This window comes from Parasphingopyxis marina (genome assembly GCF_014237875.1).
GTDB lineage: Bacteria > Pseudomonadota > Alphaproteobacteria > Sphingomonadales > Sphingomonadaceae > Parasphingopyxis > Parasphingopyxis marina.
This window is the reverse complement of sequence record NZ_JACJVJ010000001.1, coordinates 839,490-865,824: the sequence shown is the minus strand read 5'-3', so window position 1 is coordinate 865,824 and position 26,335 is coordinate 839,490. Positions and strand designations below refer to the sequence as shown.

Below are 26,335 nucleotides of genomic sequence, written 5' to 3'. Positions count from 1 at the left end.
TTTCAGGCATCCTCTCCTAAGATCCTTTCGGGCCGGCCTTCCCCTCTTTGGCTGGCCCGATTTTTTTTGCGCAGCCCGCGCGCGACGATCCCGTTCAAGTGGTTCGCAACCGCCGATCGACATCCTATGTAAGACTTCGACACTAGAACGGAGCTTCCATGGCCGACGCTGAAAATCCCCCGAAAACAGACGGTCACAAACTGCAGGTGGCGAACGCCAGGCCCGAAGACTCGGGCCGGGGCTTTGCGCGCATGTCCCGCGAAACCATGTCCGAACTCGGTCTGGTCGAGGGCGATGTCGTGACGATCACCGGAAAAAGATCGACCCCCGCACGCGCCGTGCATCCCTATCCGGAAGACGAGGGGCTCACCATCCTGCGGATCGACGGCCTCCAGCGCGCCAATGCGGGCGCCGGATCGGGCGATCTGGTGACGATCCAAAAGGCCGAATCGCAACCCGCCAAGCGCGTTGTGTTCGCGCCTGCACAAAAAAATGTGCGCCTGCACGGCAATGCCGAGGCGTTGAAGCGCAGTTTCGGGATGAAACCGCTGACCCAGGGCGATGTCGTGGCGACCGCCGGGCAACGCCCCGTCGATCAGGGCGACATGCCGCCCCAGCTGCGCCAGATCATGAACGCACCGGCTTATGCGCTGCAGGAAGTGCGCCTGGTGGTCGCCGCGACGACGCCCAAGGGCATCGTCCATATCGGCCAGGAGACCGAGGTCGAGCTCAAGGCCGATTACAGCGAACCGGCCGATGCACGCCGCGCGGACGTGACCTATGACGATCTGGGCGGGCTCGGCGAAACCATCGACCAGATGCGCGAAATGGTCGAACTGCCGCTGCGCTATCCCGAACTCTTCCAGCGGCTCGGCGTCGATCCGCCCAAGGGCGTGCTGCTTCATGGCCCGCCCGGCACCGGCAAGACGCTGCTGGCGCGCGCGGTCGCCAACGAAAGCGACGCCGAATTCTTCCTCATCAACGGTCCCGAAATCATGGGGTCCGCCTATGGCGAGAGCGAGAAGCGGCTGCGCGAAGTGTTCGAAAAGGCGGCCGAGGCGCAGCCCTCGATCGTGTTTATCGACGAGATCGATTCGATCACGCCCAAGCGCGACAAGGTGGCGGGCGAAGCCGAGAAGCGGATCGTCGCCCAGTTGCTCACCTTGATGGACGGGCTGCAGAAACGCACCAACCTGATCGTCATTGCCGCGACCAACCGGCCCGAGGCGATCGACGAGGCGCTGAGGCGGCCCGGCCGTTTCGATCGCGAGATCGTGATCGGCGTTCCCGACGAACGCGGCCGGCGCGAGATCCTCGCCATCCACACGCGCGGCATGCCGCTCGCCGAAGACGTGCGCCTGCGCGAACTGGCGCGGAAGACCTACGGTTTTGTCGGTGCGGATCTCGGCGCGCTGACGCGCGAAGCTGCGATCGAAGCGGTGCGCCGGATCATGCCCAAGCTCAACCTTGAGGAACGCACTGTGCCGACCGAAGTGCTCGACGAGCTCTCGGTGACTCGTAACGATTTCGAAGAGGCGCTGAAACGCATCCAGCCCTCGGCGCTGCGCGAGGTGATGGTGCAGGCCACCAATGTCAGCTGGGACGATATCGGCGGGCTCGACGAGGTCCAGAAGCGCCTGAAGGAAGGCGTGGAACTGCCGCTCAAGGATCCCGAGGCCTTTCGCCGGCTCGGCATCCGCCCGGCCAAGGGCTTCCTGCTCTATGGCCCACCCGGCACCGGCAAGACGCTGCTCGCCAAAGCGACGGCGCATGAATCCAACGCCAATTTCATCGCCACCAAATCCTCGGACTTGCTTTCCAAATGGTATGGCGAATCCGAGCAGCAGATCGCCCGGCTGTTCGCGCGGGCGCGGCAGGTGGCGCCGACCGTGATCTTCATCGACGAGCTCGACAGCCTGGTGCCCGCGCGCGGCGGCGGGATGGGCGAACCGCAGGTCACCGAACGCGTCGTCAACACCATCCTCTCCGAAATGGACGGGCTGGAGGAGCTGCAATCGGTGGTCGTGATCGGTGCGACCAATCGCCCCAACCTCGTCGACCCGGCACTGCTGCGGCCGGGCCGTTTCGACGAACTGGTCTATGTCCCCGTCCCCGAAAAGGCCGGACGGCGGCGTATTCTCGCGATCCACACCGGGTCTATGCCGCTCGCCAAGGATGTCGATCTTGATGCCCTGGCGGACCGGGCCGAGCGATTTACCGGCGCCGATCTGGAAGATCTCACGCGCCGGGCGGGCCTCTATGCCCTGCGCCGCTCGCTCCAGGCCGATACGGTGACGATGGAGGATTTCGAAAAGGCGCTCGAAGATACGCGCGCCAGCGTCACCCCCGAAATGGAACGCGAATATGAAACCATGGCGGCGAAGCTGAAACAGGATTCGCTGGCGCTCGATCCGATCGGGTTCATTTCGCCCGGCATGCTGACGCCCAGCAATTCGGCCAAGCATAGATAGCCGGGCGCTATTCCTCTTCCAGCCGGAAGCCCGCCCAGACGGTGAGCAGCAGGAACAACGCGCCGCAGAGCAGGAATGGCAGCGGCATCCAGGCGCCATAGATCAGCACGCCGATCGCCGGCGCGGCGATAAAGGCCATGCCGTTGACCGAGGCGACCATACCCGCCACCTGCCCCTGCTCGGCCCGGCTGACCGCTAGCGACGCGCCGCTCGTAAAGCCCGGGCGAAACAGCCCCATGCCGAGCGAGGCAATGGCGAAACCGAGCGTCAGCCCGTGCAGGGTCGTCAAGGTCGCGGTCAGCATGCAGCCGGCGGCGCCCAGCAGGAAGCCCCACATCACGAGCCGCTTCGGCGCCACCTTCATCTGCGGGATCAGCCCCCATTGCGCGAGCAGCGTCGCGCCGGCGCTCGCCATCAGCACGATGCCGATCGCCTGCTGCGCTTCGTTGAGCGGCAGGCCGAGCCGGTCGATCACCAGAAAGCCGATCACGCCGAGGATCGCGGCGTGGCCATGGCCGCCGAGCACGCCGATCAGCAGCCAGGGCGCGATCCTGGGGTCCCGCCAGCGCAATCGTTCCCCCGAACGTCCCTCCTCGTCCTCCTCGTCATCGCTCGCAATCGCCGAAGCGCCCGAAAAGCCGCCGATCGACGGTTCGCTGGCGATCGACCCCCGCGCCTTGTGGCGTGGCGTATCGTTGGGCAGCAGGAAATAGACCGACAGCCAGACCGCAATCCCGATCCCCGCGAACACCAGCAGCGGCCCCGCCAACCCGACGACCGGCAGCACGAAGCTCGGCGCCAGGGCCGGGCCGATAATCGTGCCGAGCCCGAAAGAGGAGGCGATCACCGAGAGCGCCGCCGTCCGGTTTTCCCGGTCGGTGCGCGCGGCGACATAGGCCTGGACGGCAGGCGGAGAGGCCGAACCGAAGCCGCCGTACAGGCTGCGCGCGATCGCGAAGATGATGAAGGTCGTCGCCGGCAGCATCAGCCCGGCAAGGCCCGCCCAGAGGATCAATCCGCAGGTCGCCATCGAGGTGATGAAACCCATCGTGCCGAGCAGCATCAGCGGCTTGCGCCCCCGCCTGTCGGATTGGCGCGCCCAATAGGGCGCCAGCATCACCCAGAGCAGCGCCGACCAGCTATAGGCGAGCGACACCCAGAAATCTGGGATATCGAGCGCCCGGCCGATGGTCGGCATCACCGATTGCATCGCCGTGTTGCCCGCCGCCGCCGTCAGCATGACGAGGAAAAGCACCACGAAGCGATCGCGGCGGATGCCGGCGGTCGCACCGACGTTCACGAGCGCGACCGGGCGGCCATGGCCAGGCAAGTTGCAAGATAAAACCTGAAAATCATGGCGCCCCCATAACGGGAAGCCCGGTCTCGCGAAAGCAGCAAAACCTTGCCAACCGGCCATACATTTGCGAACGCGTGCCCCGAACCGTTTTTAGCGAAGAGCATGATGACCGAAACAGCCAGCAATGCCGCGCGCCGCCATTCGGGCGCCCACGGACCCGGGCCGCTTGCCCTTTTCCTCAAGGGGTTCATCAAGCATCCCGTGATGGTCGGCTCGATCATCCCCTCCTCGACCAAGCTCATCGACAAGATGCTCGCGCCGGTCGATTGGGAAAACACCAAGCTGTTTGTCGAATACGGCCCGGGCGTCGGCACGTTCTGCCGCCCGATTCTGGAGCGGATGCGCCCGGATGCGATGCTGGTCGTGATCGATACCAATGCCGATTTCGTCGACTATCTCCGGCGCGAGATTCGCGATCCGCGCTTCCACGTCGTCGAAGGGTCGGCCGCGGACGTCGAAAAGATCGTCGCCGACAAGGGCTTCGACCATGCCGATTATGTGCTTTCGGGCCTGCCCTTCTCGACCCTGCCCGACGGCGTGGGCGAAGAGATCGGCAAGGCGACGGGCCGGGTCGTGCGCCCGGGCGGCGCATTTCTCGTCTATCAGTTCTCGCCGAAATGCCGCGACTATATCGAGCCCAATTTCGACCGGATCGAGCGCGGCCGCGAATGGTGGAACATCCCGCCTGCGGTATTGTTCTGGGGTTGGAAGAACGAGGCCTGAGGGCCGGCCCTTTACTGACCGTCGAGCCCGAAATTGAGCCGCCGCGAGACATTATAGTCCAGCACCGACATGGTGAAATAGGATAGCCGGCCGCGGATGCGGTTGAATATCGTCCGGCTCTCCGCATAGGCTTCCGGCGTGATCCGTTCGCTGTCGGCGACCTCGTGATCGACGAAGCGGCGCATCACATCGGCAAAGCCGCGATCCTTGATCCGCAGCATGATCTCCAGGTTGAGATACAGGCTGCGCACGTCGAAATTGGCCGATCCGATATAGGTGATATCGTCGATCACATAGAGTTTCGTGTGCAGCTTCATCGGCTGATATTCGTAGATCTCGACCTCGGGAAGCAGATATTGGAAGCGGTTGCGGGCGGCGGCTATGGTGACGTTATTGTCGGTCTTCGAAGCCGTGATCACCCGCGTCCGTCCATTCTTCGCCGTCTGTCGAAACGGCCGAAGGAGCGCCGCATAGGGCGCGAAATAGGCGGCGATCACGTCGATCCGCTTGGCCCCGTAAAGATCGTTGCGGATAGTCTGCGCCCAGGGGCTGAGTTCGCGGGTGGGGCCACCGAAGAGAAGCCGGACGTCGCCATCCTGTTCGTGACAGGAATGGAGGATGGCGCGCAGATCCTCCATTTCGGATTTCGGGTTTTCCGACCAGCGCGTCAGCGCGTCGAAATAGTCGGCCAGCCTGGGCACGAGCGGTCCGGCCACCGCGATACCCAGATCGCGCCAGCCGCTTTCGTCTCGATAGGCTGCGAAATAGCCCTTTTCGACGTTGAAGCCTCCCAGCAATGCGCGGGCTTCGTCGGCAATCGCCATTTTCTGATGATTGCGCAGCAGATAGCGCCGCGTCCGTTTCGGCTCGTAGCGGCAGAAGAAGCAACCGGTCTCGTTGATCGGACGGAAGAATTCGTCGCTCGCCTTGTCGCTGCCGAAGCCGTCGACGAGCAGCGACACCGTGACGCCGCGCTTGTGCGCCTCGACAAGCGCATCGCGCACCCGCGTCGCGGCTTCGTCCTCGAGGAAGATATAATAGAGCAGCCGGATACTGCGCTCGGCGCTCTCGATCAGTTCGACAAGCGCTTCGAGCCGCTCCGGCCCTTCGGCGAGCAGCCTGAACTCATGCCCCGCGACGCCGGGCAAGCCATATTCCGGGGTGTCGATATCGGCCATCGCCCATTCTCTAGGCTGCAATCTCGGCCCGGGGCAAGTCGGCGAATTTCTTGACAATCGGGCGCCCCCCGCCTATTTCGCCGCCTCTCCGTCCATCGTTGATTATTGGAAGACATCATGGCGCGCGTTACCGTCGAAGATTGCGTCGACAAAATTCCCAACCGTTTCGATCTGGTGCTGCTGGCAGCCCAGCGCGCCCGCCAGATTTCCGGCGGCGGCGAACTGACGCTCGATCGCGACCGGGACAAAAACCCGGTGGTCGCGCTGCGCGAGATCGCCGAGCAGACGGTGAAGCCCAAACATCTCGAAGAAGCTCTGGTCCAGAGCCTGCAGCGCGTGCAGATCGACGACGAGGAAGAGGCCGATGCCGTCGGCTCTCTCTCCCAGTCGGCCGAAGCGCTGCGCCTCACCGCATCGGCGCCGCCCCGCAACCAGAATGTCGCGGCCGATTACGACGGCTAGACGCGGCAGCTGACGCAAACAAAAAGGCCCGGCATTGCCCGGGCCTTTTTTGTCGGTATCGCTGAATTTCTATTCGGCGGCTTCGGCGACCAGTTCGCTCTGATCCACCCACATCAGGTCGTGCCAGTCGAGCGGCCGGCCGTCATGCGCATGGACGCGGATATCCTCGACCGGATGGCGGTCGCGCTTGTCGCACAGCACGGGATTGGACGGGATGCCGGTGCCCCAGCGCTCGCCCCATTGGCGCAGCGCGATCATCGCGGGCAGCAGCGCCATGCCCTTTTCGGTGAGCTTATATTCGATCTTGCGGCGATCGTCGGGGCAGGGTTGGCGTTCGAGAATTTCGCTTTCGACGAGCCTGCCCAGCCGATTGGCGAGAATGTTGCGCGCGATGCCGAGGCTCGATTGCATCTCCTCGAAATGCTTGAGTCCGTTGAACGCGGCCCGCAGGATCATGAACGACCAGCGTTCGCCCATCGCGGCGAGCGCGGTCGGCAGGCCGCACTCGTCATCGCCCAGGTCAAGTTTTTCAATCAGTTCGCCCATGGCCCTCAACCTAGTATGTTTTTTTGTTTTCGCAAAGATTCCGCAAAAATAAGTTTTTAGTTGCAACCTAAAACCGAATCGGTTAGGTAGTGATTCGCAACTTAATTCGAAAGCAGCGGAATATGCAACAGCCCATCACCCTCTTTCTTTCGATTGCCGACCCCCCTGCGCTGCTGGCCTTCACGGCGGCCTAGCAGCGCTTTTTTCTTCCCCTCCCCAACCGCACATATCGAACAAAGGACATCGCCATGAACCGCTCTCTCTCCCTGATCCTCTCGCTTCTCACCGTCACCTTCCTCTTCTCGGCAACGGCCGCCCAGGCCGGCGCGGCCTACCGCGCTACGCTCGCCGAAACGCCCACCGAGCGGGTGTTCGTCATCCGTCATGCGCCCTGGGTGTGCGAGCAAGATAGCTGCGCGACCGACCAGGCTCGCAGCCGCCCTGCCAATGTCTGCCACTCGGTGGCGCGCGAGCTGGGCATGGTGACGGCCTTCACCGTCAACGAGGAAGCCTTTACCGCAGACGAGCTCGCTCGCTGCAACGAAGCGGCCAGCTAAGGAGATAATTGGTTGCAATATCCCGGCACCCGGCCATCTTGGCCGGGTGCTGAGACAATATGAATTGATCGAGAGGGTCAAAAGCTACGATCCCGATGCCGACGAGGCGCTGATCAACCGCGCCTATGTCTTCTCGGTCAACGCCCATGGCACGCAAAAGCGCGCTTCGGGCGATCCCTATTTCAGCCATCCTATCGAAGTCGCCGGTATCCTGACCGATCTTCGGTTGGACGACGAGACCATCGCCACGGCGATCCTCCACGATACCATCGAGGATACGGTCGCCACCCAGGAAGAAATCGAGAAGCTGTTCGGCGAACGCGTCGCCCGGCTGGTTGACGGCGTGACCAAGCTGTCGACGATCGAGGCGCAATCGGACACCGAACGCGCCGCCGAAAATCTCCGGAAATTCCTGCTCGCCATGTCGGGCGATATCCGCGTGCTGCTGGTCAAGCTGGCCGATCGCCTCCACAATATGCGCACGCTCCACTTCATCAAGAATGAGGAGAAGCGCCGCCGCATCGCGCGCGAGACCATGGATATCTATGCCCCGCTCGCCGAGCGGATCGGCATGTACGAATTCATGAAGGAGATGCAGACGCTCGCCTTCCAGCATCTCGAACCCGATGCGTATGAGTCGATCACAACCCGCCAGGCGCGGCTGCGCGAAGGCGAAGGCGAGGTCGCGATCGAGCGGATCGCCGACGAGATCAAACAGCTACTCGGCCGCCACGGCGTCGATGCCGAAGTGACGGGCCGCGAAAAGCACCCTTATTCGATCTGGCGGAAAATGGCCGAACGGCATGTTTCGTTCGAAACGCTGACCGACGTCATGGCCTTTCGCGCGATCGTGCCGGACGTCGAGGCCTGCTACCGCGCGCTGGGCATCCTCCATGAACGCTGGCACATGGTTCCCGGCCGCTTCAAGGACTATATCTCGACGCCCAAGCGCAACGGCTATCGCTCGCTCCACACCTCGGTGCAATATGGCGAGGACCGGCGGATCGAGGTGCAGATTCGCAGCATCGGCATGCACGAACAGGCCGAACACGGCCTCGCCGCCCATTGGAGCTACAAGCAGGGAGACAGGCCGGACGGACAGGCGGGCTGGATCCGCGATCTCCTCGAAATTCTCGAGACCTCGGAAAACCCCGAGGAGCTGCTCGAAAATACCCGCATGGCGATGTACCAGGATCGTATCTTCGCCTTTACGCCGGCCGGCGAGCTGATCCAGCTGCCCAAGGGCGCGACCGTCGTCGATTTCGCTTATGAAGTGCATACCGATCTCGGCAACCAGACGGTTGGCGCCAAGGTCAACGGCCGCGTGGTGCCGCTGCGCACCCAGCTAGACAATGGCGATCAGGTCCGCATCCTGCGGTCCGACAACCAGCATCCCGATCCCGGCTGGCTCAGCTTCGTCGTCACCGGCAAGGCGCGCGCCGCGATCCGCCGCTTCGTGCGCCACAAGGAGCATGAGGAAATCGTCTCGCTGGGCCGCAAGCTCTACGACCAGGTCGTCTCGCGACTTCCCGCGCCGCTCGGCAAGGGGGCGCTGAAGAATGCGCTGCAGCGGCTCGGCATCCGCCAGGAAGAGGCTCTTCTTGAAAAGATCGCACGCCACGAAATCGACGACCATGAGCTGATGGAAGCCTTGATGCCCGGTTCCGGCGATCTCCAAAATGCCGTACCGCCCAAGGGACAGGCGATTTCGATCAAGGGTCTGACGCCGGGCGTTGCCTTTCAGCTTGCCGAATGCTGCCATCCCGTGCCCGGTGATCGGATCGTCGGCATTCGCGCGCGCGGCGAGGACATATTGATCCACACGATCGATTGCGACGAACTGGCCAATGGCGACGATGCCGACTGGATCGCCGTGAACTGGGGCGACGGATCGGACGGCGGCACGGCGCAGGTTCGCGCGGTTCTCAAGAACGAACCCGGCTCGCTCGCGGTGATGGCCGGGATTTTCGGCACGCACGGCGCCAATATCCTCAATGTGAAGCTCGATGACCGCGACAGCAGCTTCCACAGCTTCTGCGTCGATATCGAAGTGCACGACCTGCCCCACCTGATGCGCATCCTCGCCGCGCTGCGCGCCGCCGACTGCGTGAGCCAGGCCGAGCGGGTCTGAAACTGCGATCGGGCTGGCGACGCCCGGCCCACGGGGCTAGGTTGCCGGGATGACCCAACCGCCCGACGCCATGACCTATGGTCGCTATCTTTCGCTCGACACGCTGCTCTCCTCCCAGCACCCGATTTCGGACCGGCACGACGAGATGCTGTTCGTCATCATCCACCAGACAAAAGAGCTCTGGCTGAAACAGATCCTGTTCGAGCTGGAGGAAGTGTTCGAACTCGTCCGCACCGACGCGCTCGTTCCGGCCTATAAGGGGCTGGCGCGGGTCAGCCGGATCCAGGCCGTGATGACGCTCAGTTGGGACATACTCGCGACGATGACGCCGGCCGATTACACCCGCTTCCGCGACGTGCTCGGAAAGAGCTCCGGCTTCCAGTCAGCCCAGTTCCGCCAGGTCGAATTCCTGCTCGGCCTGAAAGACGCAGCGCATCTGAAATTCCAGGCCGAGGGCAGCCCCGAACGGACCGCGATGGAAGCCGCGCTCCTCGGCCCGAGCCTGTGGGACGAGGCCAACCGGGCCGCCGCGCGGGCCGGGCTGCCGATCCCCACCGACGCGCTGGAGCGGGACTGGGCGCAGCCCTACGCGCCCAGCGAGGGCGTCGAAATCGCCTGGGCGACAGTTTACCGGGATACCGAGCGATGGTGGGAGCTCTACCAGCTCGCCGAAAAGCTCGTCGATCTCGACGATGCGCTCGCCAGCTGGCGGCACAAGCATGTGCTGACGGTCGAGCGCGTGATCGGCGGCAAGCCCGGCACGGGCGGAACCGCGGGGGTCGCCTATCTGCAGACGACGCTCGCGAAACGCGCCTTTCCGGAGCTGTGGAGTTTGCGCACGCGGCTCTAGACGGGCGCGGTCATCGGCGCGCAACAATAGGGGACAATAAGCGCGGATAAATCGGGGAGAGCGAGCATGACCATCACCATCGACCGGCGGCTGCTGCTGCAAGGCGGACTGTTCGGGCTGGGCGCCCTGGCGACACCGGGCGCGGCGCGGCTCTTGACCGCCAGCGGCTTCACCCATGACGTCGCTTCGGGCGAGCCCACGCAAAGCTCGGTGCTGCTGTGGACGCGCTATGTTTCGGAAGGCCAGCCAACCCTGCGCGCCGAGATCGCCGAGGATGCGGAATTCGGGCGGATCGTCGCGCGCGGCGAAGGCCCGGCCCGCAGCGCCTATGATTTTACCGCCAAGATCACGGTCGGTGGGCTCGACCCCGGGCGCTGGTATTTCTATCGCTTCATCGCGCCCGACGGCAGCCATTCGCCCACCGGCCGCACGAGGACATTGCCGGAAGGCGGGGTGGACAGTTTCACCCTCGGCGTCTTTTCCTGCTCCAACCTCCGCTTCGGCTGGTTCAACGCCTATGCCCACGCGGCGCAGCGCGACGATCTCGACCTGATCGTCCATCTCGGCGACTATTTCTACGAATATCAGGCGGGCCGTTATCCCGGCGAAGAACAGGCGCTGGCCGGGCGCGAGATCATGCCCTCGACCGAAGCGATCGCGCTCGCCGATTACTGGCTGCGCTATGCCAGCTATCGCACCGACCCCAACCTCGCCGCGCTGCACCGCAACTTCCCGATGATCGCGCGATGGGACGATCACGAAATCGCCAACGATCCCTGGATGGGCGGGGCCGAGAACCACCAGGCGGACGAGGGCGATTGGGAAGTCCGCAAGCGCGCGGCGATGCAGGCCTATCATGACTGGATGCCGGTCAACGACCCGATGTGGGCGAGCTACCGGATCGGCGATCTTGCGACGATCTTCATGCCGGAAACCCGGATCGTCGGGCGCAGCCGCCAATATGAATATCCGGAAATCGTCGAGGGTGCGGGCGATCTGGATGCGACATTGGCGGCGTTCCGAGACGACGACTGGTCGGCCGAGGACCGCACCGTGCTCGGCGTCGAACAAGAGCAGTGGCTGGGGCAGGGTTTCCGGGATTCGGTATCGTCGGGAACGCGCTGGCAGATCCTTGCCCAGCAGGTGATCATGGGCCGCAACTATTTCCCGCTTCCCCTGGCCGAGGAGATCGGCCGCAGCGATTCCGACCTCGTCCGCGAGCGCGCCCGCGTGCTGGCGGCGGCGACGCGGGCCGGCTTGCCTCTCAATCTCGACGCCTGGGACGGCTATCCGGCAGCGCGGACGCGTTTGCTGCGTTCCGCGCTCGAAGCCGAGGCCAATCTCGTCGTGCTGGCGGGCGACAGCCACAATGCCTGGGCCTTCGACCTGACGCAGGACGGCAGCGCGGTGGGCATCGAAATGGCCGGCCAGAGCGTCACCTCGCCGGGCTTCGAAAGCTTCGTGCCGCAGGTCGCGCCCGATACGCTAGCCGGGCAGCTCGTGGCGGCAAGCCCGGAACTGCAATGGGCCGACACTTCGGGCCGCGGCTATATGACGCTCACCCTGACGCCCGAAGCCGCACACGGCGAATGGCTGTTCACCGACAGCATCCGCAGCCGGTCCACCGCCATCGCCCGCCGCCACAGGATGGAAACGGTTCGTGGCGCAGGCGCCTGGTCTGCCTAGTTGGAATCGCCGGAGGTATTGATACCGGCGGTGAACAGTTCGTATCGGCGGCGGAGATGGTGGCTGACCACCTGCCCCATCACCCGCTGCATCAGCTGCTGGCGTTCGGGAATCCCGACCCGGGTATTGCCGATCATCACCGCGACCGCATAATTGTGCCCGTCCGGCGTAGTGACGATCCCGACATCGTTATAGCCGGCGACAAGGCCGTTGAGATTCTGCCCGGTGCCGGTCTTGTGGCCGAACTGCCAACCATCGGGAACGCCGCCGCGCAGCCGCTGCGGCCCGGTATGCGAAGCGCGCATCGTGCTGAGCATCAGCCGCGTCGATTCCGGCGACAGCAATTCGCCGCGCACCAGCCGCGCAAACGCGTTGACAATGCCGTTCGCGGTCGCCCCGTCCACGGGATCGGCGAGATAGCGGCGCATCGCTTCCTGGCGGGTATCGGCGGCAAGGCTGGACCGCGCCGAATAGAAATTGCGGCCGCGCGACATGGATTCCTGCCAGGTGAGCCCGGCGATCCCCGCCTGCAATTCGCGTTCGCCGGGTCCGAAGCGCAGGCCTTCCAGATTGTTGCGCTGGAAAAAGGCGCGCACCGCATCGGGGCCGCCGGTCAGCCAGAGGATGCGATCATTGGCAAGATTGTCGCTGCGCGTCATCGCCTGTTCGAAAAGATAGCGGATGCTGGCCTGGAAACCGCCATTATTCGCGCGGGAAAGCAGCGGCTGGTGGAAGACGACCGCATGTTCGGGTCCGACACGCACCTCGCGATCGAGCGACATCTCGCCGCGATCGACGGCATCGAGCATCGCCATCTGCACCCAGGTCTTGCTGACGCTTTGCTGCGGCAGGAAGCGGTCGCCATTCCACGACACCGTCCATCCCTCGTCGATATCGCGCACCGCGATCCCGACCTCGCCGCTAAAATCGCGGCCGAGCGCGGTAATCGTGCTTTCCAGCTGGCTCGAAGGCCCGCGCGCCGGCATCTGGCGCGTTGCCTGCGCCTGCTGCTGCTGCGGCGGCGGCGGCGCGATATAGGGGCTGGAGGACGGCTGGGCCTGGGTCGAAGCGGGAATTACGCCCGCGCATCCGGCCAGCGCGGCAAACAGCGCAGCCGACATGGACCGCCGCCAAAACAGTGATTTTTTTACCGAATTTCCAAAACGCATGACAAACCCCGTCCCACAATATGCAGGATGCGATTATAGCCCCGTCATGCTCGACCGCGAATGAACGAACCGCGTCCCGGCAACGGCGCGCCGCAGATGTGAGTCGCTTCGTCGCGTCCCGCGGCGTCTATTCCCAGAAATAGGGCTGGCGCTGGCGATTCCCGGTAATCGTCTCGTTCATGGTCAAGGGATCGTAAAGCCGGCCGCCGATCATCACATAGCGGATATCGTCGCTATTCTGGATGTCTGCCGTCGGATCGGCATCGAGAACCACCAGGTCGGCCAGTTTGCCGACCTCCAGGCTGCCGATATCGCGATCGAAGCCCAGCGCCTGGGCCGGAACGATGGTCGCCGCGCGCAGCGCTTCCAGCGGGCTCATCCCGCCGCGCACGAAACTCCACATCTCCCAATGGGCGGCAAGGCCTTCCTCCTGGCCGTGCGCGCCGATCGACACGCGGACGCCGCGCTGCGCCAACGCATGGGCCGAAGCGGCGCTTTCATCGTCGACATAATCCTCTTCGGGCGCGATCTCGCGGCGCACGCCGCTCGCCTGCAACTGCCGGGGCGGAACGTGGCGCGAGAGGATCGGGTGCCGCCAGATATCGGTATGCGCGCGCCAATAGGGATCGGCCGCGAGCCCGCTATAGGTGACGACAAGCGTGGGCGTATAGCCGACATCGGTCTGGCTGAAAAAGCTCAGCACGTCCTCGTACAGCACCGCCTGCGGGATATTATGTTCCAGGGTCGTGTTGCCGTCGGCGATCAGCGCGATATCCATCCCGAACAGCGATCCGCCCTCGGCAACGACCGCGATATTCTCCTCGATCGCCGCGGCAACGACCTGCTGACGCTGCTCGCGGCGCGGCTGGTTGTAATTCTTGATCGAATGCGCGCCCTGCAGGCGCAGCCGGCGGACATGGTGGCGGGCATCTTCCAGGCTGCCGATCTGCGCGAAAACGCCCGGTGCCCGTGCGCCATAGACGACTTCGCCGGTCGAGAAGATGCGCGGAGCGAGGATCGTCCCGGCCCGCTGCATTTCTTCGGCGGGGAAGATCAGCGCGGAATCGCTGGACGGGTTGTGGACCGTCGTCACCCCGAAGGCCAAATGGGCAATCGTGTGCCAGTTCTGCTGCGGGACGATATCGTCGACGCCCTGGGGTCCGTGCGAATGGGCATCGATGTATCCCGGCACGATCGTCGCCCCGGCCATGTCGACCGTCTGGTAGCCAGCGGGGATCGCCGTGCTGTCGGCAGGCCCGACCGCGGCGATGCGATCGCCGTCGATGACGATGGTGCCATTGTCGATGATGCCGCTATCCTCCCCCTGCATGGTGACGATGCGCGCACCGGTCAGCGCGACGCGGCTCGTCGCCTGCGCGGCGCGTACCGGGATCGACAGCGAAACGCCGTTTGCGGGCGGGGTAAAGGCCGGTCGCTCCTCGCCATCGGCTGGCGGGGCTGCTGCAAAGGCCATATTGGTCGCCGCCGAATATAGGGTCGGGCCCAGGGTCCAGTTGAGCCGGTCGCCATTCTGGCTCCAGCTCAGATAGGTCGCGCCGTCGCCGCTGACGCGGGTGACGGGCAGCGCGCTGGCTCCGCCGCTCAGCTCGACATCCTGCGTGCCGGGCAGCATCGGCACAACATAGGCCTGGTAATTCTCGGTAAAGGCCAGCGTGTCGCCATCGGGCGAGACCTGATAGCTGGTCACGAGTTCACCCGAGGCATGGACCCGGCGGTCATTCCCCGAAAGATCGGTCGAGACCAGCCGCTGCTTGTTTTCCTCGCTGACCATGAAGAAGATGCGGTCGCCCGAAGCGCCGAAATGCGGGCTCGTGCCGGCTTCGGTCACGCGCTCGGCGGTGCCGCCCGAAGCGGATACGCGATAGATGCCGGGGCGGGTCGACCATTCCGGCGAGGTCAGGAACCCGCCCTCCCCTTTCTCGAACACGATGGTCGAGCCGTCGGGCGAGAAGCGCGGACGGCGATAATGGCCGGGTTCGCTCGTCACCGCGCGATCGCCGCCGCCATTGGCGTTCATCACGCGAACCTGGCCGAGTTCCCCGTCGGTCCAGCGGACATAGGTGAGCCGCCGCCCGTCGCGAGACCAGCTGGGGAACAGTTCGAAGGCGCTGTTCTGGCTGGTCAGCCGGCGCGGCGTGCCGCCGCCGGTATCGGCGATATAGAGGTGCCCGAGGCTTTCGAACACGACCTGCCGGCCATTGGGCGACACGCTGGCGAAGCGCGGCATCCGCGTTTCGAAGGTGGTGGGCGCGACCTCGATCTGCGGGCGCGGCGGATCGATAACGTCGCGGGTGTCGGTGACATGGAAGGGGATCACCTGCGCCTCGCCGCCATTGATGCCGATGCGGTTGATATGGCCGCCGGACCAGAAGATCAGGCTGGCGCTATCGGGCGTCCAGTCCATCCGCGGATAGGTGCCGTAAACCGTCCAGGTTTCCTGCATGTCGCGGTCGAGATTGTCATAGACCCGGCGTTCCTCGCCGCTGCGCAGATCCTTGATATAGAGGACCGATTGGGTGCGTTCGCGCCGGACAAAGGCGATATAGCGGCCATCGGGCGACGGACGCGGGTTGAGCGCGCCGCCTTCGCCCGAAACCACGGTTTCGCGTTCGCCCGATTCCATGTCGTAGCGCTCGATGGCGAACAATTGCGTGTTGGAATCCTGCGCGTAGATGAAATTGTTGCCGGGCGTCGTGTTGCGGCTGAAATAGACGCCTTCGCCGTCGGGCGCGAAGACCGGTTCGCCGAGATCCTTCTGGAACTGCTCGTTGGGCCGTTCGACAAGCCGTACCCCGCCGCCGCCCGACACATGATAGATCCAGACCTCGCCGGTGCCGAGCGAGCGCTGGGTCGTGAAATGCTTGCGGGCGATGATATACTGGCCGTCGGGCGACCAGTCGGGCTGGTTGAGCAGGCGGAAATCCTCGTTCGTCACCTGCCGCATATTCGCGCCGTTCGCGTCCATCACCCAGATATTGTCGCCGCCGCCGCGATCCGAGGTAAAGGCGATGCGCGTCCCGTCCGGCGAAAAACGCGGCTGGGCTTCATAGGGCAGCCCGCTTGCGATCCGGGTCGCAGTGCCGCCGGTGATCGGCATGGTGTAGATATCGCCGAGCAGGTCGAAGGCGATGGTCCGTCCGTCGGGGCTGACATCGACATTCATCCAGGTGCCCTCGGTGACGTCGATATTCACCTGGCGCGTGGGGAGCGGCGGATTGGCGACATCCCATTCGGCGGCCTCTTCCTCCTGCGCGAGCGCCGGCGCAGCAAAGGCGAGCGCCATGGCGCTGACGGCGAAGGAAAGAATTGCGGTTTTCGACATGATGGCCCCCTGCGAGAGATTATCCCCGATAGCTAGCATATGAGGGGCGATATGAAAGGCTCGGCGTCGGCTCTGGAAAGCCGTTCGTCGAAGGCTTACCTTGGAAAGACAGGAAATTCCCGACCGACAGAAAGAGAGTCGTACCATGTCCGCCGATCCTATCGTCATTTCCGCCTATGCCCGCACGCCGATGGGCGGCTTTCAGGGGGATCTCGCCTCCGTTCCCGCCACCGCGCTCGGCGCGACGGCGGTGCGTGCCGCGCTCGAAAAGGCCGGGGTCGAAGGCGAGGCGGTCGAACAGATTTTCATGGGCTGCGTGCTGCCGGCCGGGCTCGGCCAGGCCCCGGCGCGCCAGGCCGGAATGGGCGCCGGGCTCCCGATTTCCACCGAGGCGACGACCGTCAACAAGATGTGCGGCAGCGGCATGCAGGCCGCGATCATGGCGCATGACGCGCTGCGCGCAGGCACTGCCGACATCATCGTCGCGGGGGGCATGGAGAGCATGACCAACGCGCCCTATCTGCTGGCGAAGCACCGTTCGGGCGCGCGCATCGGCCATGACGCGATCAAGGATTCGATGTTCCTCGACGGGCTGGAGGACGCCTATGACGAGGGCAAGCTGATGGGCGCCTTTGCCGAGGAAGCCGCGCAGGAATACCAGTTCACCCGTGAGGCGCAGGACGCCTATGCGATTGAAAGCCTCGCCCGCGCCAATGCGGCGATCCAGAGCGGCGCCTTCGAAGGCGAAGTCGTGCCTGTCGAGTTCGAAACGCGCGGCGGCAGCACCAGCGTGACGATCGACGAGCAACCCGGCAAGGCCCGGCCCGACAAGATCCCGACGCTGAAACCCGCCTTCGCCAAGGATGGCACGGTGACGGCCGCCAACGCCTCATCCATTTCCGACGGCGCGGCCGCGCTGGTGATGACGCGCGAGAGCGTGGCCAGGGAAAAGAACATGCCGATCAAGGCGCGCATTATCGCCCATGCCGCGCACGCGCACGAGCCCGGCAAGTTCACCTCGGCCCCCGTCCCGGCGATGAAGAAGGTTCTGGAAAAGGCCGGCTGGAGCGTCGAGGATGTCGACCTGTTCGAGGTCAACGAAGCCTTTGCGGTGGTCGCAATGATCGCGATGCAGGAACTCGGCATCCCGCACGACAAGATCAACGTCAATGGCGGCGCCTGCGCGCTCGGCCATCCGATCGGCGCCAGCGGCGCGCGGATCGTCGCGACCTTGCTCAATGCCCTCGAAAAACGCGGTCTCAAGCGCGGCGTCGCAAGCCTGTGCATCGGCGGCGGCGAGGCGACCGCGGTCGCAGTGGAGCTGGCTTAGGTAAAATGCTCCCAGAATTCGTCTTTCGAATTGCTGCGCGGAAATTCATTGTCCGGAATCTCGCAGCCCAGGAAATTGCATAGCGGCTCCCATCCCTCGGCGACGTTGAACACCAACAGGCGATCCGGTGCGATTGCCGCACGCACATCGCGTTCCCGCTGTTCAAAAGCCGCTAGGGCCGAAGCTTCGCTGCTGTCGCCGCCGAGGGTCTGTTCGGTAACGATCTTATAGGGCAGCGACAGCCATTGCCGCATTTGGGGGTCTTCGACCTCGTCCATACTGTCCAGAAGCTTGAGGATCGTCGTGGATATGCTCGCCCACCAGCGGTCCGCCGGGCGCGTGGTCAAGATCACTTTGGCCTCCGGATAGGCCTCCGACAGTTCGCGCCAATAATGCGCGCCGGGCCAGTCGACCGTGGACGTATAGCCGTCGAAAACCACGTCCCAATCCACGGCTTCGCCATTGGCGGCGGCCAGCCAGAGGGGAGTCTGGGGAGGATTGCTGAGGACCTCTTCCATATGGTGGCATGGCCCGAAGCCAAGCTGCTCCAGCGCCATTTTCATCGACATCGTGCCCGTACGCCCGAAACCTGCACCGATAACGGATAACGCCATTCCCTACCCCCATGATTGATCGCCCCATGCCGTGGGCATAGGGGCCATCTGCCCGGATGGCGCACCATTGTCGAGGCTGTGTTGAGCGGGTGCCGCGGAATCGCCGCCCCGAAAATGGTCAAGCCACCATGGGAGCCCGGCCGGGTCGCAAAAAACCGGGTGATCCCATGATGGCTTGTGCCGAATTGGTTGCTTGGTGCTCCCTCTCCGGTTGCCCCCCTTATGAGCATTTCCGGATGAACCCGGTGTGACACGGGTCACATCTTTGTCCTTTCCGCAAAAAAGCTTCGCTGTCGCGCGGCTTTCCGGCCTGTGCTAGAGGCGGGGAAAAGCGATCAAGAGGACAAGCCAAGTGAATATCGAAAAGCCGGCGAAAGCGGCGGAAAAGGCGGATTTCGCCTTTAGCTGGGAAGATCCCTTCCTGCTCGGCGAGCAGCTGACCGACGAAGAGAAGATGGTCTATGAAACCGCGCGCAACTACGCGCAGGAAAAACTCCTGCCGCGCGTGCTGACCGCGACCCGCGAAGAGCGATTCGACCGCGAAATCATGACCGAGCTTGGCGAGCTCGGCCTGCTCGGCGCGACGATCGACGGCTATGGCTGCGCGGGTGTTTCCCATGTCGCCTATGGCCTTGTCGCCCGCGCGGTGGAGGCGGTGGACTCGGGCTATCGCTCGGCGATGAGCGTGCAGAGCTCGCTCGTCATGCATCCGATCCATGCTTATGGCTCCGAGGAACAGCGCGAAAAATACCTGCCCAGGCTGGCGACCGGCGAATGGGTCGGCTGCTTCGGGCTGACCGAGCCTGATGCGGGTTCCGATCCCGGCGGCATGAAGACCCGCGCGAAAAGCGTCGATGGCGGTTACTCGCTGTCAGGCTCCAAGATGTGGATCACCAACTCGCCGATCGCTGACATTTTCGTCGTCTGGGCCAAGGACGATGACGGCACAATCCGCGGCTTCGTCCTCGAAAAGGGCATGGAAGGCCTCTCCGCCCCCAAGATCGAAGGCAAGATGAGCCTGCGCGCATCGATCACCGGCGAGATCGTCATGGACGAGGTGTTCGTGCCGGAAGAAAATCTGCTGCCCGGCGCGCGCGGCCTTGGCGGGCCGTTCGGCTGCCTCAACAAGGCGCGCTACGGCATCGCCTGGGGCGCAATGGGCGCCGCGGAAGATTGCTGGCACCGGGCGCGCAGCTATACGCTCGACCGCAAGCAGTTCGGCCGTCCGCTGGCCGCGACCCAGCTAGTCCAGCTCAAGCTCGCCAATATGCAGACCGAGATCGCGCTGGGGCTCAATGCCGCGCTGACTGTGGGCCGCGCTATCGATGCGGGCACATGGGCGCCGGAGATGATCAGCCTCATCAAGCGCAACAATTGCGGCAAGGCGCTCGATATCGCGCGGACCGCGCGCGATATGCACGGCGGCAACGGCATCGCCGACGAATTCCACGTCATCCGCCACGCGATCAACCTGGAAACCGTGAACACCTATGAGGGTACGCACGATATCCATGCGCTCATTCTGGGGCGCGCGATCACCGGCATTCAGGCCTTTACCGGGTGATGAGGTCGTCAACCCAGCGAAGGCTGGGGCCCATTCCCCGGTCGCGAAAATTCGAAAGACCGGAATGGATTCCAGCCTTCACTGGGATGACGGAGTAGGTCTGCATGACTGGCCAAGCTCTCTCCGGCGTCCGCGTTCTCGATCTTTCCCGAGTGCTGGCCGGCCCCTGGGCGACGCAGATGCTCGGCGATCTGGGCGCGGAGATCGTGAAGATCGAACGGCCCGGCGCCGGCGACGATACGCGCGGCTGGGGGCCGCCCTGGCATGGTGAAGGCGAGGATTGCCGCGCCGGCTATTATCTCGCGGCGAACCGCAACAAGAAATCGGTGACGATCGACATGGCCAGGCCCGAGGGGCAGGCGCTGATCCGGCGGCTGGCCGAAGACAGCGATATCGTCGTCGAGAATTTCAAGCGTGGGGGCCTCAAGAAATACGGTCTCGACTATGAAAGCCTGAACGCCGTCAATCCGCGCCTCATCTATTGTTCGATCACCGGATTCGGGCAGGACGGCCCCGATGCCGACAAGCCCGGTTACGACCTGATGATCCAGGCGATGAGCGGCTTCATGTCGATCACCGGCGACGCCGAAGGCCCGCCGCGCCGCATGGGCGTGGCGATGGTCGACATGACGACGGGCATGAACGCCGCCGCCGCGATCCTCGCCGCGCTCTACCAGCGCGAGAAGACGGGCGAAGGCCAGCCTATCGATATCGCGCTGTTCGACGTCGCGCTGTCCGGCCTCGGCAACCAGGCGCTCAACTATCTGGTGTCGGGCGAGGCACCCGAACGGACCGGCAACGCGCATCCGAATGTCGTGCCCTATCAGCCCTTCGAGACCGCCGATGGCTGGATCATCGTCGCGGTCGGCAACGATACGCAGTTCGCGCGCTTCGCGAAGATCGCCGGCCATCCCGCAATGGCCGAAGACGAACGCTATGCGACCAATGCCGCGCGCGTGGAAAATCGCGACACGCTGATCCCGCCGCTCGAAGAGGCGATGAAGACGAAAAGCGCGGACGAATGGACGGCGCTGCTGACCGAGGCAAGCATCCCCTATGGGCCGATCAATACCATCGAACAGGCCTTTGCCGAACCCCAGGCGCTCCATCGCGGCCTGTCGGGCAGTATCGAGGGCGTGCCCTATGTCGCGAGCCCGCTGCGCCTCGCCGCGTCGGAGCGGCCGGAACCCTCGCCCCCGCCTCTGCTCGGCGAGCACACCGATGCCGTGCTTTCCGGGCGGCTTGGCCTTTCGGCGGACGAAATCGCCGCCTTTCGCGCGCAAGGCATCCTCTAGCGGCAAAGCTGACAAAAGCGCTTTGTTCTGCTATCATCGGCGCATGGACGTATACTGCCCATCCATCGCCTATTGGACAGTCCACCGGCTGAGCCGCTCGCTCGCCCTCTGAATGCGCGCCCGCGCGGCGCAACGATCGGCGCCCGGCCCGCCTATTGAGGGGGCAGAAGCGCGGTTTCTATCGCAAAAGCATTCAGAGGAACGACCCGCAATGACCGAGAAACTTGAAAATCCGATGGGCCTGGACGGCTTCGAATTCGTCGAATTCACCGGCCCCGATCCCGAGGCCTTGGCCGGCCTGTTTACCGCTATGGGCTTCACCCATATCGCCAACCACCGGTCGAAAAACGTCCGCCGTTATGTGCAGGGCGACATCAACTTCATCCTCAATATGGAGCCCGCCGGCCAGGTCGCCGAATTCCGCGAAGAACATGGCCCTTCCGCCAATGCGATGGCGTTCCGTGTCGAGGATGCGGCCAAGGCGCTGAAGCTCGCCGTCGAACGCGGCGCGACGCCGGTCGAAGGCAAGGTTGGGCCGATGGAGCTCAACATCCCCTGCATCGAGGGGATCGGCGGCGCGAACCTCTATCTTGTCGACAAGCGCGGCGCGGCGACGATCTACGATATCGATTTCGAGCCGGTCGAAGGCGCAAAGCCCGACGACAATAGCGTCGGCCTGCACACGCTCGATCATTTGACGCACAATCTGATGCGCGGGCGGATGGACTATTGGGCCGACTATTATGAGCGCATCTTCAACTTCCGCGAGATCCGCTATTTCGACATCGAGGGCAAACAGACCGCGCTGCTCTCCAAGGCGATGACTGCGCCCGACAACAAGATCCGCATCCCGCTCAATGAGAGCCAGGACGAGCACAGCCAGATCGAGGAATTCCTCAAGGATTATCACGGCGAAGGCATCCAGCATCTCGCGCTCGCCACCGACGATATCTTTGCGACGGTCGATGCGCTGCGCGCAAAAGGCATTCGTTTCCAGGATACGCCGGACACCTATTTCGACATGATCGACGAACGGCTGCCCGGCCATGGCCATTCAATCGACGAGATGCGCAAGCGCAAGATCCTGATCGACGGCTCGCCCGAAACCGGTGAAGGCCTGCTGTTGCAGATCTTCACCGAGAATATGGTCGGTCCGATCTTCTTCGAAATCATCCAGCGCAAGGGCAATGAAGGCTTTGGCGAGGGCAATTTCAAGGCGCTGTTCGAGTCGATCGAGCTCGACCAGATCAAGCGCGGGGTAATCCCGGCGAACGAAGAGGCTTGACGCTATTGCGCCGCTATTGGGAAGGGGCCCCGCAGTGACCGACTACATGTCCGGCTTTGGCAACGACTTTGCGACCGAAGCCGTGAAAGGCGCGTTGCCGCAAGGGCGCAACAGCCCGCAGCGGCCCGCCTTCGGCCTCTATGCCGAGCAGTTTTCGGGCACGGCCTTCACGGTGCCGCGCGACCATAACCGGCGCAGCTGGCTCTACCGGATGCGGCCAAGCGCGATGCATGACGCCTTCGCCCCCTATCCCTGGGGCGAGGCAATAGAGACCGGCCCGATCGCGGGCGACAGCTTCCCGCCCAACCGCCTGCGCTGGAGCCCGATGGACCTGCCCGAATCCCCGACCGACTGGGTCGACGGGCTCGTCACCTGGGCGGGGAATGGCGATGCGGCGATGCTGTCGGGCATCGGCATCCATCTCTACGCGGCGACCGCCTCGATGGAGAATAAGGCGTTCTTCGATGCCGATGGCGAACTCTTGATCGTGCCGCAGATGGGCGGGCTGCGGCTGGTCACCGAAATGGGCGTGATCGACGTCGCACCGAACGCCATTGCGGTCATTCCGCGCGGGCTCAAATTTCGGGTCGAGCTGACCGATGGCGAGGCGCGCGGCTATGTCTGCGAGAACTACGGGGCGCCCTTCCGCCTGCCCGATCTCGGGCCGATCGGCTCCAACGGGCTCGCCAATTCCCGCGATTTCCTGACACCCGTCGCCGCTTTCGAAGACCGGGACGAGCCTTGCGAGCTCGTCCAGAAGTTCGGCGGCGCGCTGTGGACGACGACCTTGGGCCACTCGCCGTTCGACGTCGTCGGCTGGCACGGCAACAATGCGCCCTACACATACGACCTCGCCCGTTTCAACACGATCGGCACGGTGAGCTTCGACCATCCCGATCCCTCGATCTTCACGGTGCTGACCTCGCCCTCGGCGAGCCCCGGCACGGCCAATTGCGATTTCGTGATCTTCCCGCCGCGCTGGATGGTGGGCGAGGATACGTTCCGCCCGCCCTGGTTCCACCGCAATGTAATGAGCGAATATATGGGGCTGATCCATGGCGCCTATGATGCCAAGGCCGGCGGCTTCGCGCCGGGCGGCGGGTCGCTCCACAATTGCATGAACGCGCACGGCCCCGACAAGGCGTCGGCGCAGGCGGCGATGAGCGCCGAACTGAAGCCGCACAAGATCGAGGACACGATGGCCTTCATGTTCGAAAGCTGCCTGCCGATCCGGCCCACGCGCCATGCGATGGAAACGCCGTTGCTGCAGGAGGATTACGACGACGGCTGGGACGGGTTCGAAAAGGCCGGCCTTCCCGGTTAGTTGCGGGTGCGCGGCTCCCGCACGCGAAACAGCAGGATCGCCAGCGTCACGCAAAGCAGGCCGATGGAAATCCAGAAAAGCGGCACATAGCCATAATAGGCCGCGATAACGCCGCCGAGCAGCGGCCCGATCGCCGCCATGCTGGTTTCCGCCGTGGTCGAAAGCGCCAGCCGCATCGGCAGGTCGTCCCGCTTGCCGAATTCGAGGATCATCGTCGTCGCGCTCATCATATAGCCGGACATCGAGGCGCCGATCCCGAAAAAGGCGAGAAAGATGGGTATCGGCCCGTTGGCGGCGATCAGCAGGAGCAGCGCCGCGAGCCAGACGATCATGGCGAGAATGAAGGTGAGGCGATAGCCGCGGCTGTCGCCCAGATAGCCCCAGACGAGATTGGACAGCGTGTCCGCGCCGAGAAAGCCGACGGTGAGCAACCCCAGCATCGCGCCGCTGACCTCGATCTTGTCGGCCGCGTAGAGGATGCAGAAGGGCGTGGAGATACGCGCCGCGACGCCGAAACTCTGGGCAACCAGGAACCAGCGATAATCGCGATCGGCCAGCAGTTCGGGCAGGTCGCGCAACCGTTCGCGGATCGACATGCGCTCCCGCACGGTCGGCGGCTCCGGTTCGCGCATGAATCGGTAGAGGATCAGCAGGCCGACGGTCGTGAGCACGAAAGAGAGCAGGAAGGTCGTCGCATAACCGTTGCCCAACACATTGTGCCCGATGAACCAGACGCCCGCGAGGTAGGAGATCAGCGCCGCAAGCCCCGCGCCCGCGACGTTGCGATAGGCCTGGAGCCGGCCGCGCACGTCGATCGGAATCACCTTGGAGAGCAGCATCTGGAAAATGACGCGCTGCTGGCCCTGGAAGAAGCCCAGCAGGAAGATGAAGACGAATGTGGCGATGAGCAGCGGCGAACCGGTGAGGAAGAAACCGGCAAGCGCAAGACCGAGGATCTGGAAGCGCATCGCCATCCCGGTGCGGAGCGCCACGGGCAGGACGCGGCGGCGATGCTCTATATTGGACGCGCTGATCATCGGCGAGATGGTCGCGCCCGCCTGAAGAAGCGACTGGCCGAGGCCGACCAGGGCGTTCGATCCGGTCAACGCGAAAAGATAGGCCGGCAGGAATGTCGGCGCCATCAGGATCCGGAAGCCCGTCATCCCCAGCATGCCGTGCGTGAAATGCGCTATATAATTGTGGCGGAGATTGTCGCGGACGAACTGATCGTAATCAGCTTCCTGTGTTTCGAGATCCGGATTATCAGCCATGGTGCCACTGCCATTGCAGGAGCACGGCCAATGCTCAATAGCCGTTTAGCGTCGCGAAACGATTGCGGTGGAAACCGGCGCTGCCCCATTGCTGCTCCAGCACCCGCGCGCGCTTGAAATAAAAGCCCGCATCATGCTCGTCGGTCATGCCGATACCGCCATGGAGCTGGATCATCTCGTGGGTCGCGCGGTGGACGACATCGTTGGCGGTCGCCTTGGCCACGGCAACGGTCGCCGCAGCGCCCGTGATATTGCTGTCGAGCATTTGCAGCGCGCCTTCGACCGAAGACCGCATCAGCGCGATATCGGCGAAAAGCTCCGCCATCCGGTGCTGCAGCGCCTGGAAGCTCGAAAGCGCCTGGCCGAACTGGACGCGCGTCTTCAGATACTCGTTGGTCGTTTCGAAGGCTTGCACGGCAAGGCCCAGCATCTCGGCGCAGGCAATGGCCCGCGCGCAATCCAGCACCTTGTCGAGCAAGTCGTCACCGCCTTCGGCGAGCCGGGAATCGTTGCCGATCGCCACGTCCTTCAGCGCGATCTCCGCATGGCTGCGCGAATCGACGACGTTGCGCGCCTCTCGGGACACGCCCTCGGCATCGCCATCCACGAGATAAAGCCCGTCCCTCGCCGCGACCACGAACAGCCCGGCGCTATCGCCTTCGGGCACGAAAGCCTTCCTGCCATTGAGCTTGCCGCCTTCGACCGCGGTTTCGATCTTTTCCGGATCGTGATGCGCGCCTTCGTCGATAGCGAGCGTGGCGACGAGTTCGCCGCTCGCGATTTTCCGCAGATATTTCGCCTTCTGCTCGTCCGAACCGCCGAGCATGATCGCCATCGCCGCCGCCGAAGAGGCCGCCAGCGGCGCCGCCGCGACATTACGGCCAAGCTCCTCGAGCACCAGCCCGAGCCCGACGAACCCGAATCCGCTGCCGCCATGCTCTTCGGGGACGAGGATGCCGGTCCAGCCCATCTGCGCCATTTCGGCATAGACGGCGGGGTCATAGCCTTCGCTATGGCCGGCGTCGCGCATGGTGCGGAAGGCGGAAACCGGATTTTCGTTGTTCGACCATTCGCGCGCCATATCGCGCAGCATCGCCTGTTCTTCGGTGAGTCCCGCCATCGTCATCCTCATTCGGTTACGCCTCTCACGGGCGCGCTTTTGCTTTCCGTTAACGGAAA

20 protein-coding genes are annotated in these 26,335 nt (G+C 64.1%); 12 read left to right on the top strand and 8 right to left on the bottom strand.

Annotated elements, in window-relative coordinates; translation table 11 throughout:
- Positions 1-158: 158 nt before the first annotated feature.
- The gene (locus H6P80_RS04215) at positions 159-2,471 is read left to right on the top strand and encodes a CDC48 family AAA ATPase (protein WP_185800069.1); all 2,313 of its coding nucleotides are present in this window, start codon (positions 159-161) and stop codon (positions 2,469-2,471) included.
- Between the two features lie 7 nt (positions 2,472-2,478).
- Here the strand turns inward: H6P80_RS04215 and H6P80_RS04210 are convergent, their stop codons facing one another.
- Positions 2,479-3,771 (bottom strand): MFS transporter, encoded by a 1,293-nt coding sequence (locus tag H6P80_RS04210; RefSeq protein ID WP_328804929.1) that lies wholly within the window; start codon positions 3,769-3,771, stop codon positions 2,479-2,481.
- A 162-nt stretch (positions 3,772-3,933) separates the two neighbouring features.
- Between H6P80_RS04210 and H6P80_RS04205 the strand changes: the two genes are divergently transcribed.
- Positions 3,934-4,551: a class I SAM-dependent methyltransferase gene (locus tag H6P80_RS04205; RefSeq protein WP_185800973.1), complete on the top strand. Its 618-nt coding sequence runs from the start codon at positions 3,934-3,936 to the stop codon at positions 4,549-4,551.
- An 11-nt stretch (positions 4,552-4,562) separates the two neighbouring features.
- Here H6P80_RS04205 and H6P80_RS04200 read toward each other — a convergent pair whose 3' ends face one another.
- Complete coding sequence (locus H6P80_RS04200; protein ID WP_185800067.1) at positions 4,563-5,729, bottom strand: phospholipase D-like domain-containing protein; 1,167 nt, start codon at positions 5,727-5,729, stop codon at positions 4,563-4,565.
- A gap of 117 nt (positions 5,730-5,846) precedes the next feature.
- On the opposite strand from H6P80_RS04200, the gene rpoZ reads away from it, so the two are divergent.
- Entirely contained in the window at positions 5,847-6,191 is a 345-nt protein-coding gene (gene rpoZ, locus H6P80_RS04195; RefSeq protein WP_185800066.1) for a DNA-directed RNA polymerase subunit omega, read from the top strand.
- Between the two features lie 69 nt (positions 6,192-6,260).
- Here rpoZ and H6P80_RS04190 read toward each other — a convergent pair whose 3' ends face one another.
- Positions 6,261-6,737, bottom strand: coding sequence for a winged helix-turn-helix transcriptional regulator (locus tag H6P80_RS04190; RefSeq protein WP_185800065.1), 477 nt, complete (start codon positions 6,735-6,737; stop codon positions 6,261-6,263).
- Positions 6,738-6,985: 248 nt separating this feature from the next.
- Here H6P80_RS04190 and H6P80_RS04185 point away from each other — a divergent pair, with 248 nt between their 5' ends.
- The 4 genes from H6P80_RS04185 to H6P80_RS04170 all read left to right on the top strand — a co-directional run bounded on the left by H6P80_RS04185 (position 6,986) and on the right by H6P80_RS04170 (position 11,961).
- Entirely contained in the window at positions 6,986-7,294 is a 309-nt protein-coding gene (locus H6P80_RS04185; protein ID WP_185800064.1) for a CC_3452 family protein, read from the top strand.
- Between the two features lie 46 nt (positions 7,295-7,340).
- Positions 7,341-9,425 carry a RelA/SpoT family protein gene (locus H6P80_RS04180; protein WP_185800063.1) on the top strand — a complete coding sequence of 695 codons (2,085 nt, stop codon included), beginning with the start codon at positions 7,341-7,343 and terminating at the stop codon, positions 9,423-9,425.
- Positions 9,426-9,474: 49 nt separating this feature from the next.
- Entirely contained in the window at positions 9,475-10,275 is an 801-nt protein-coding gene (locus tag H6P80_RS04175) for a tryptophan 2,3-dioxygenase (protein WP_185800062.1), read from the top strand.
- Positions 10,276-10,341: 66 nt separating this feature from the next.
- On the top strand, positions 10,342-11,961 hold the full coding sequence (locus tag H6P80_RS04170) for an alkaline phosphatase D family protein (protein ID WP_185800061.1): 1,620 nt from the start codon (positions 10,342-10,344) through the stop codon (positions 11,959-11,961).
- Here H6P80_RS04170 and H6P80_RS04165 read toward each other — a convergent pair.
- Together H6P80_RS04165 and H6P80_RS04160 are read right to left on the bottom strand one after the other, a co-directional pair.
- Entirely contained in the window at positions 11,958-13,082 is a 1,125-nt protein-coding gene (locus H6P80_RS04165; RefSeq protein ID WP_185800060.1) for a serine hydrolase, read from the bottom strand. The genes H6P80_RS04170 and H6P80_RS04165 overlap by 4 nt on opposite strands.
- Before the next feature lie 175 nt (positions 13,083-13,257).
- Entirely contained in the window at positions 13,258-16,473 is a 3,216-nt protein-coding gene (locus H6P80_RS04160; RefSeq protein ID WP_185800059.1) for an amidohydrolase family protein, read from the bottom strand.
- Between the two features lie 145 nt (positions 16,474-16,618).
- On the opposite strand from H6P80_RS04160, the gene H6P80_RS04155 reads away from it, so the two are divergent.
- Positions 16,619-17,803, top strand: coding sequence for an acetyl-CoA C-acyltransferase (locus H6P80_RS04155; protein ID WP_185800058.1), 1,185 nt, complete (start codon positions 16,619-16,621; stop codon positions 17,801-17,803).
- Here H6P80_RS04155 and H6P80_RS04150 read toward each other — a convergent pair.
- Positions 17,800-18,417: a sulfotransferase family protein gene (locus H6P80_RS04150; protein WP_185800057.1), complete on the bottom strand. Its 618-nt coding sequence runs from the start codon at positions 18,415-18,417 to the stop codon at positions 17,800-17,802. The two genes, H6P80_RS04155 and H6P80_RS04150, sit on opposite strands and share 4 nt — an antisense overlap.
- 352 nt (positions 18,418-18,769) lie before the next feature.
- On the opposite strand from H6P80_RS04150, the gene H6P80_RS04145 reads away from it, so the two are divergent.
- From H6P80_RS04145 to hmgA, 4 genes are all read left to right on the top strand, one after another.
- Positions 18,770-19,981 carry an acyl-CoA dehydrogenase gene (locus tag H6P80_RS04145; RefSeq protein WP_328804928.1) on the top strand — a complete coding sequence of 404 codons (1,212 nt, stop codon included), beginning with the start codon at positions 18,770-18,772 and terminating at the stop codon, positions 19,979-19,981.
- 104 nt (positions 19,982-20,085) lie between these two features.
- Positions 20,086-21,276, top strand: coding sequence for a CaiB/BaiF CoA transferase family protein (locus tag H6P80_RS04140; RefSeq protein ID WP_185800056.1), 1,191 nt, complete (start codon positions 20,086-20,088; stop codon positions 21,274-21,276).
- 211 nt (positions 21,277-21,487) lie between these two features.
- Positions 21,488-22,561 carry a 4-hydroxyphenylpyruvate dioxygenase gene (gene hppD, locus H6P80_RS04135; protein ID WP_185800055.1) on the top strand — a complete coding sequence of 358 codons (1,074 nt, stop codon included), beginning with the start codon at positions 21,488-21,490 and terminating at the stop codon, positions 22,559-22,561.
- A gap of 46 nt (positions 22,562-22,607) precedes the next feature.
- The gene (gene hmgA / locus H6P80_RS04130) at positions 22,608-23,885 is read left to right on the top strand and encodes a homogentisate 1,2-dioxygenase (protein WP_185800971.1); all 1,278 of its coding nucleotides are present in this window, start codon (positions 22,608-22,610) and stop codon (positions 23,883-23,885) included.
- On the opposite strand, the gene H6P80_RS04125 is transcribed toward hmgA, so the two are convergent.
- Entirely contained in the window at positions 23,882-25,156 is a 1,275-nt protein-coding gene (locus tag H6P80_RS04125; RefSeq protein WP_185800054.1) for an MFS transporter, read from the bottom strand. The two genes, hmgA and H6P80_RS04125, sit on opposite strands and share 4 nt — an antisense overlap.
- 34 nt (positions 25,157-25,190) lie before the next feature.
- Complete coding sequence (locus H6P80_RS04120) at positions 25,191-26,276, bottom strand: acyl-CoA dehydrogenase family protein (protein ID WP_185800053.1); 1,086 nt, start codon at positions 26,274-26,276, stop codon at positions 25,191-25,193.
- Positions 26,277-26,335 lie beyond the last annotated feature (59 nt).

Coding starts and splice junctions, on each gene's coding strand:
- H6P80_RS04215 (WP_185800069.1), top strand. CDS start 159: ATGGCCGACGCTGAAAATCCCCCGAAAACAGACGGTCACAAACTGCAG.
- H6P80_RS04205 (WP_185800973.1), top strand. CDS start 3,934: ATGACCGAAACAGCCAGCAATGCCGCGCGCCGCCATTCGGGCGCCCAC.
- H6P80_RS04200 (WP_185800067.1), bottom strand. CDS start 5,729: ATGGCCGATATCGACACCCCGGAATATGGCTTGCCCGGCGTCGCGGGG.
- rpoZ (WP_185800066.1), top strand. CDS start 5,847: ATGGCGCGCGTTACCGTCGAAGATTGCGTCGACAAAATTCCCAACCGT.
- H6P80_RS04190 (WP_185800065.1), bottom strand. CDS start 6,737: ATGGGCGAACTGATTGAAAAACTTGACCTGGGCGATGACGAGTGCGGC.
- H6P80_RS04185 (WP_185800064.1), top strand. CDS start 6,986: ATGAACCGCTCTCTCTCCCTGATCCTCTCGCTTCTCACCGTCACCTTC.
- H6P80_RS04175 (WP_185800062.1), top strand. CDS start 9,475: ATGACCCAACCGCCCGACGCCATGACCTATGGTCGCTATCTTTCGCTC.
- H6P80_RS04170 (WP_185800061.1), top strand. CDS start 10,342: ATGACCATCACCATCGACCGGCGGCTGCTGCTGCAAGGCGGACTGTTC.
- H6P80_RS04165 (WP_185800060.1), bottom strand. CDS start 13,082: ATGTCGGCTGCGCTGTTTGCCGCGCTGGCCGGATGCGCGGGCGTAATT.
- H6P80_RS04160 (WP_185800059.1), bottom strand. CDS start 16,473: ATGTCGAAAACCGCAATTCTTTCCTTCGCCGTCAGCGCCATGGCGCTC.
- H6P80_RS04155 (WP_185800058.1), top strand. CDS start 16,619: ATGTCCGCCGATCCTATCGTCATTTCCGCCTATGCCCGCACGCCGATG.
- H6P80_RS04150 (WP_185800057.1), bottom strand. CDS start 18,417: ATGGCGTTATCCGTTATCGGTGCAGGTTTCGGGCGTACGGGCACGATG.
- H6P80_RS04140 (WP_185800056.1), top strand. CDS start 20,086: ATGACTGGCCAAGCTCTCTCCGGCGTCCGCGTTCTCGATCTTTCCCGA.
- hppD (WP_185800055.1), top strand. CDS start 21,488: ATGACCGAGAAACTTGAAAATCCGATGGGCCTGGACGGCTTCGAATTC.
- hmgA (WP_185800971.1), top strand. CDS start 22,608: ATGTCCGGCTTTGGCAACGACTTTGCGACCGAAGCCGTGAAAGGCGCG.
- H6P80_RS04125 (WP_185800054.1), bottom strand. CDS start 25,156: ATGGCTGATAATCCGGATCTCGAAACACAGGAAGCTGATTACGATCAG.
- H6P80_RS04120 (WP_185800053.1), bottom strand. CDS start 26,276: ATGGCGGGACTCACCGAAGAACAGGCGATGCTGCGCGATATGGCGCGC.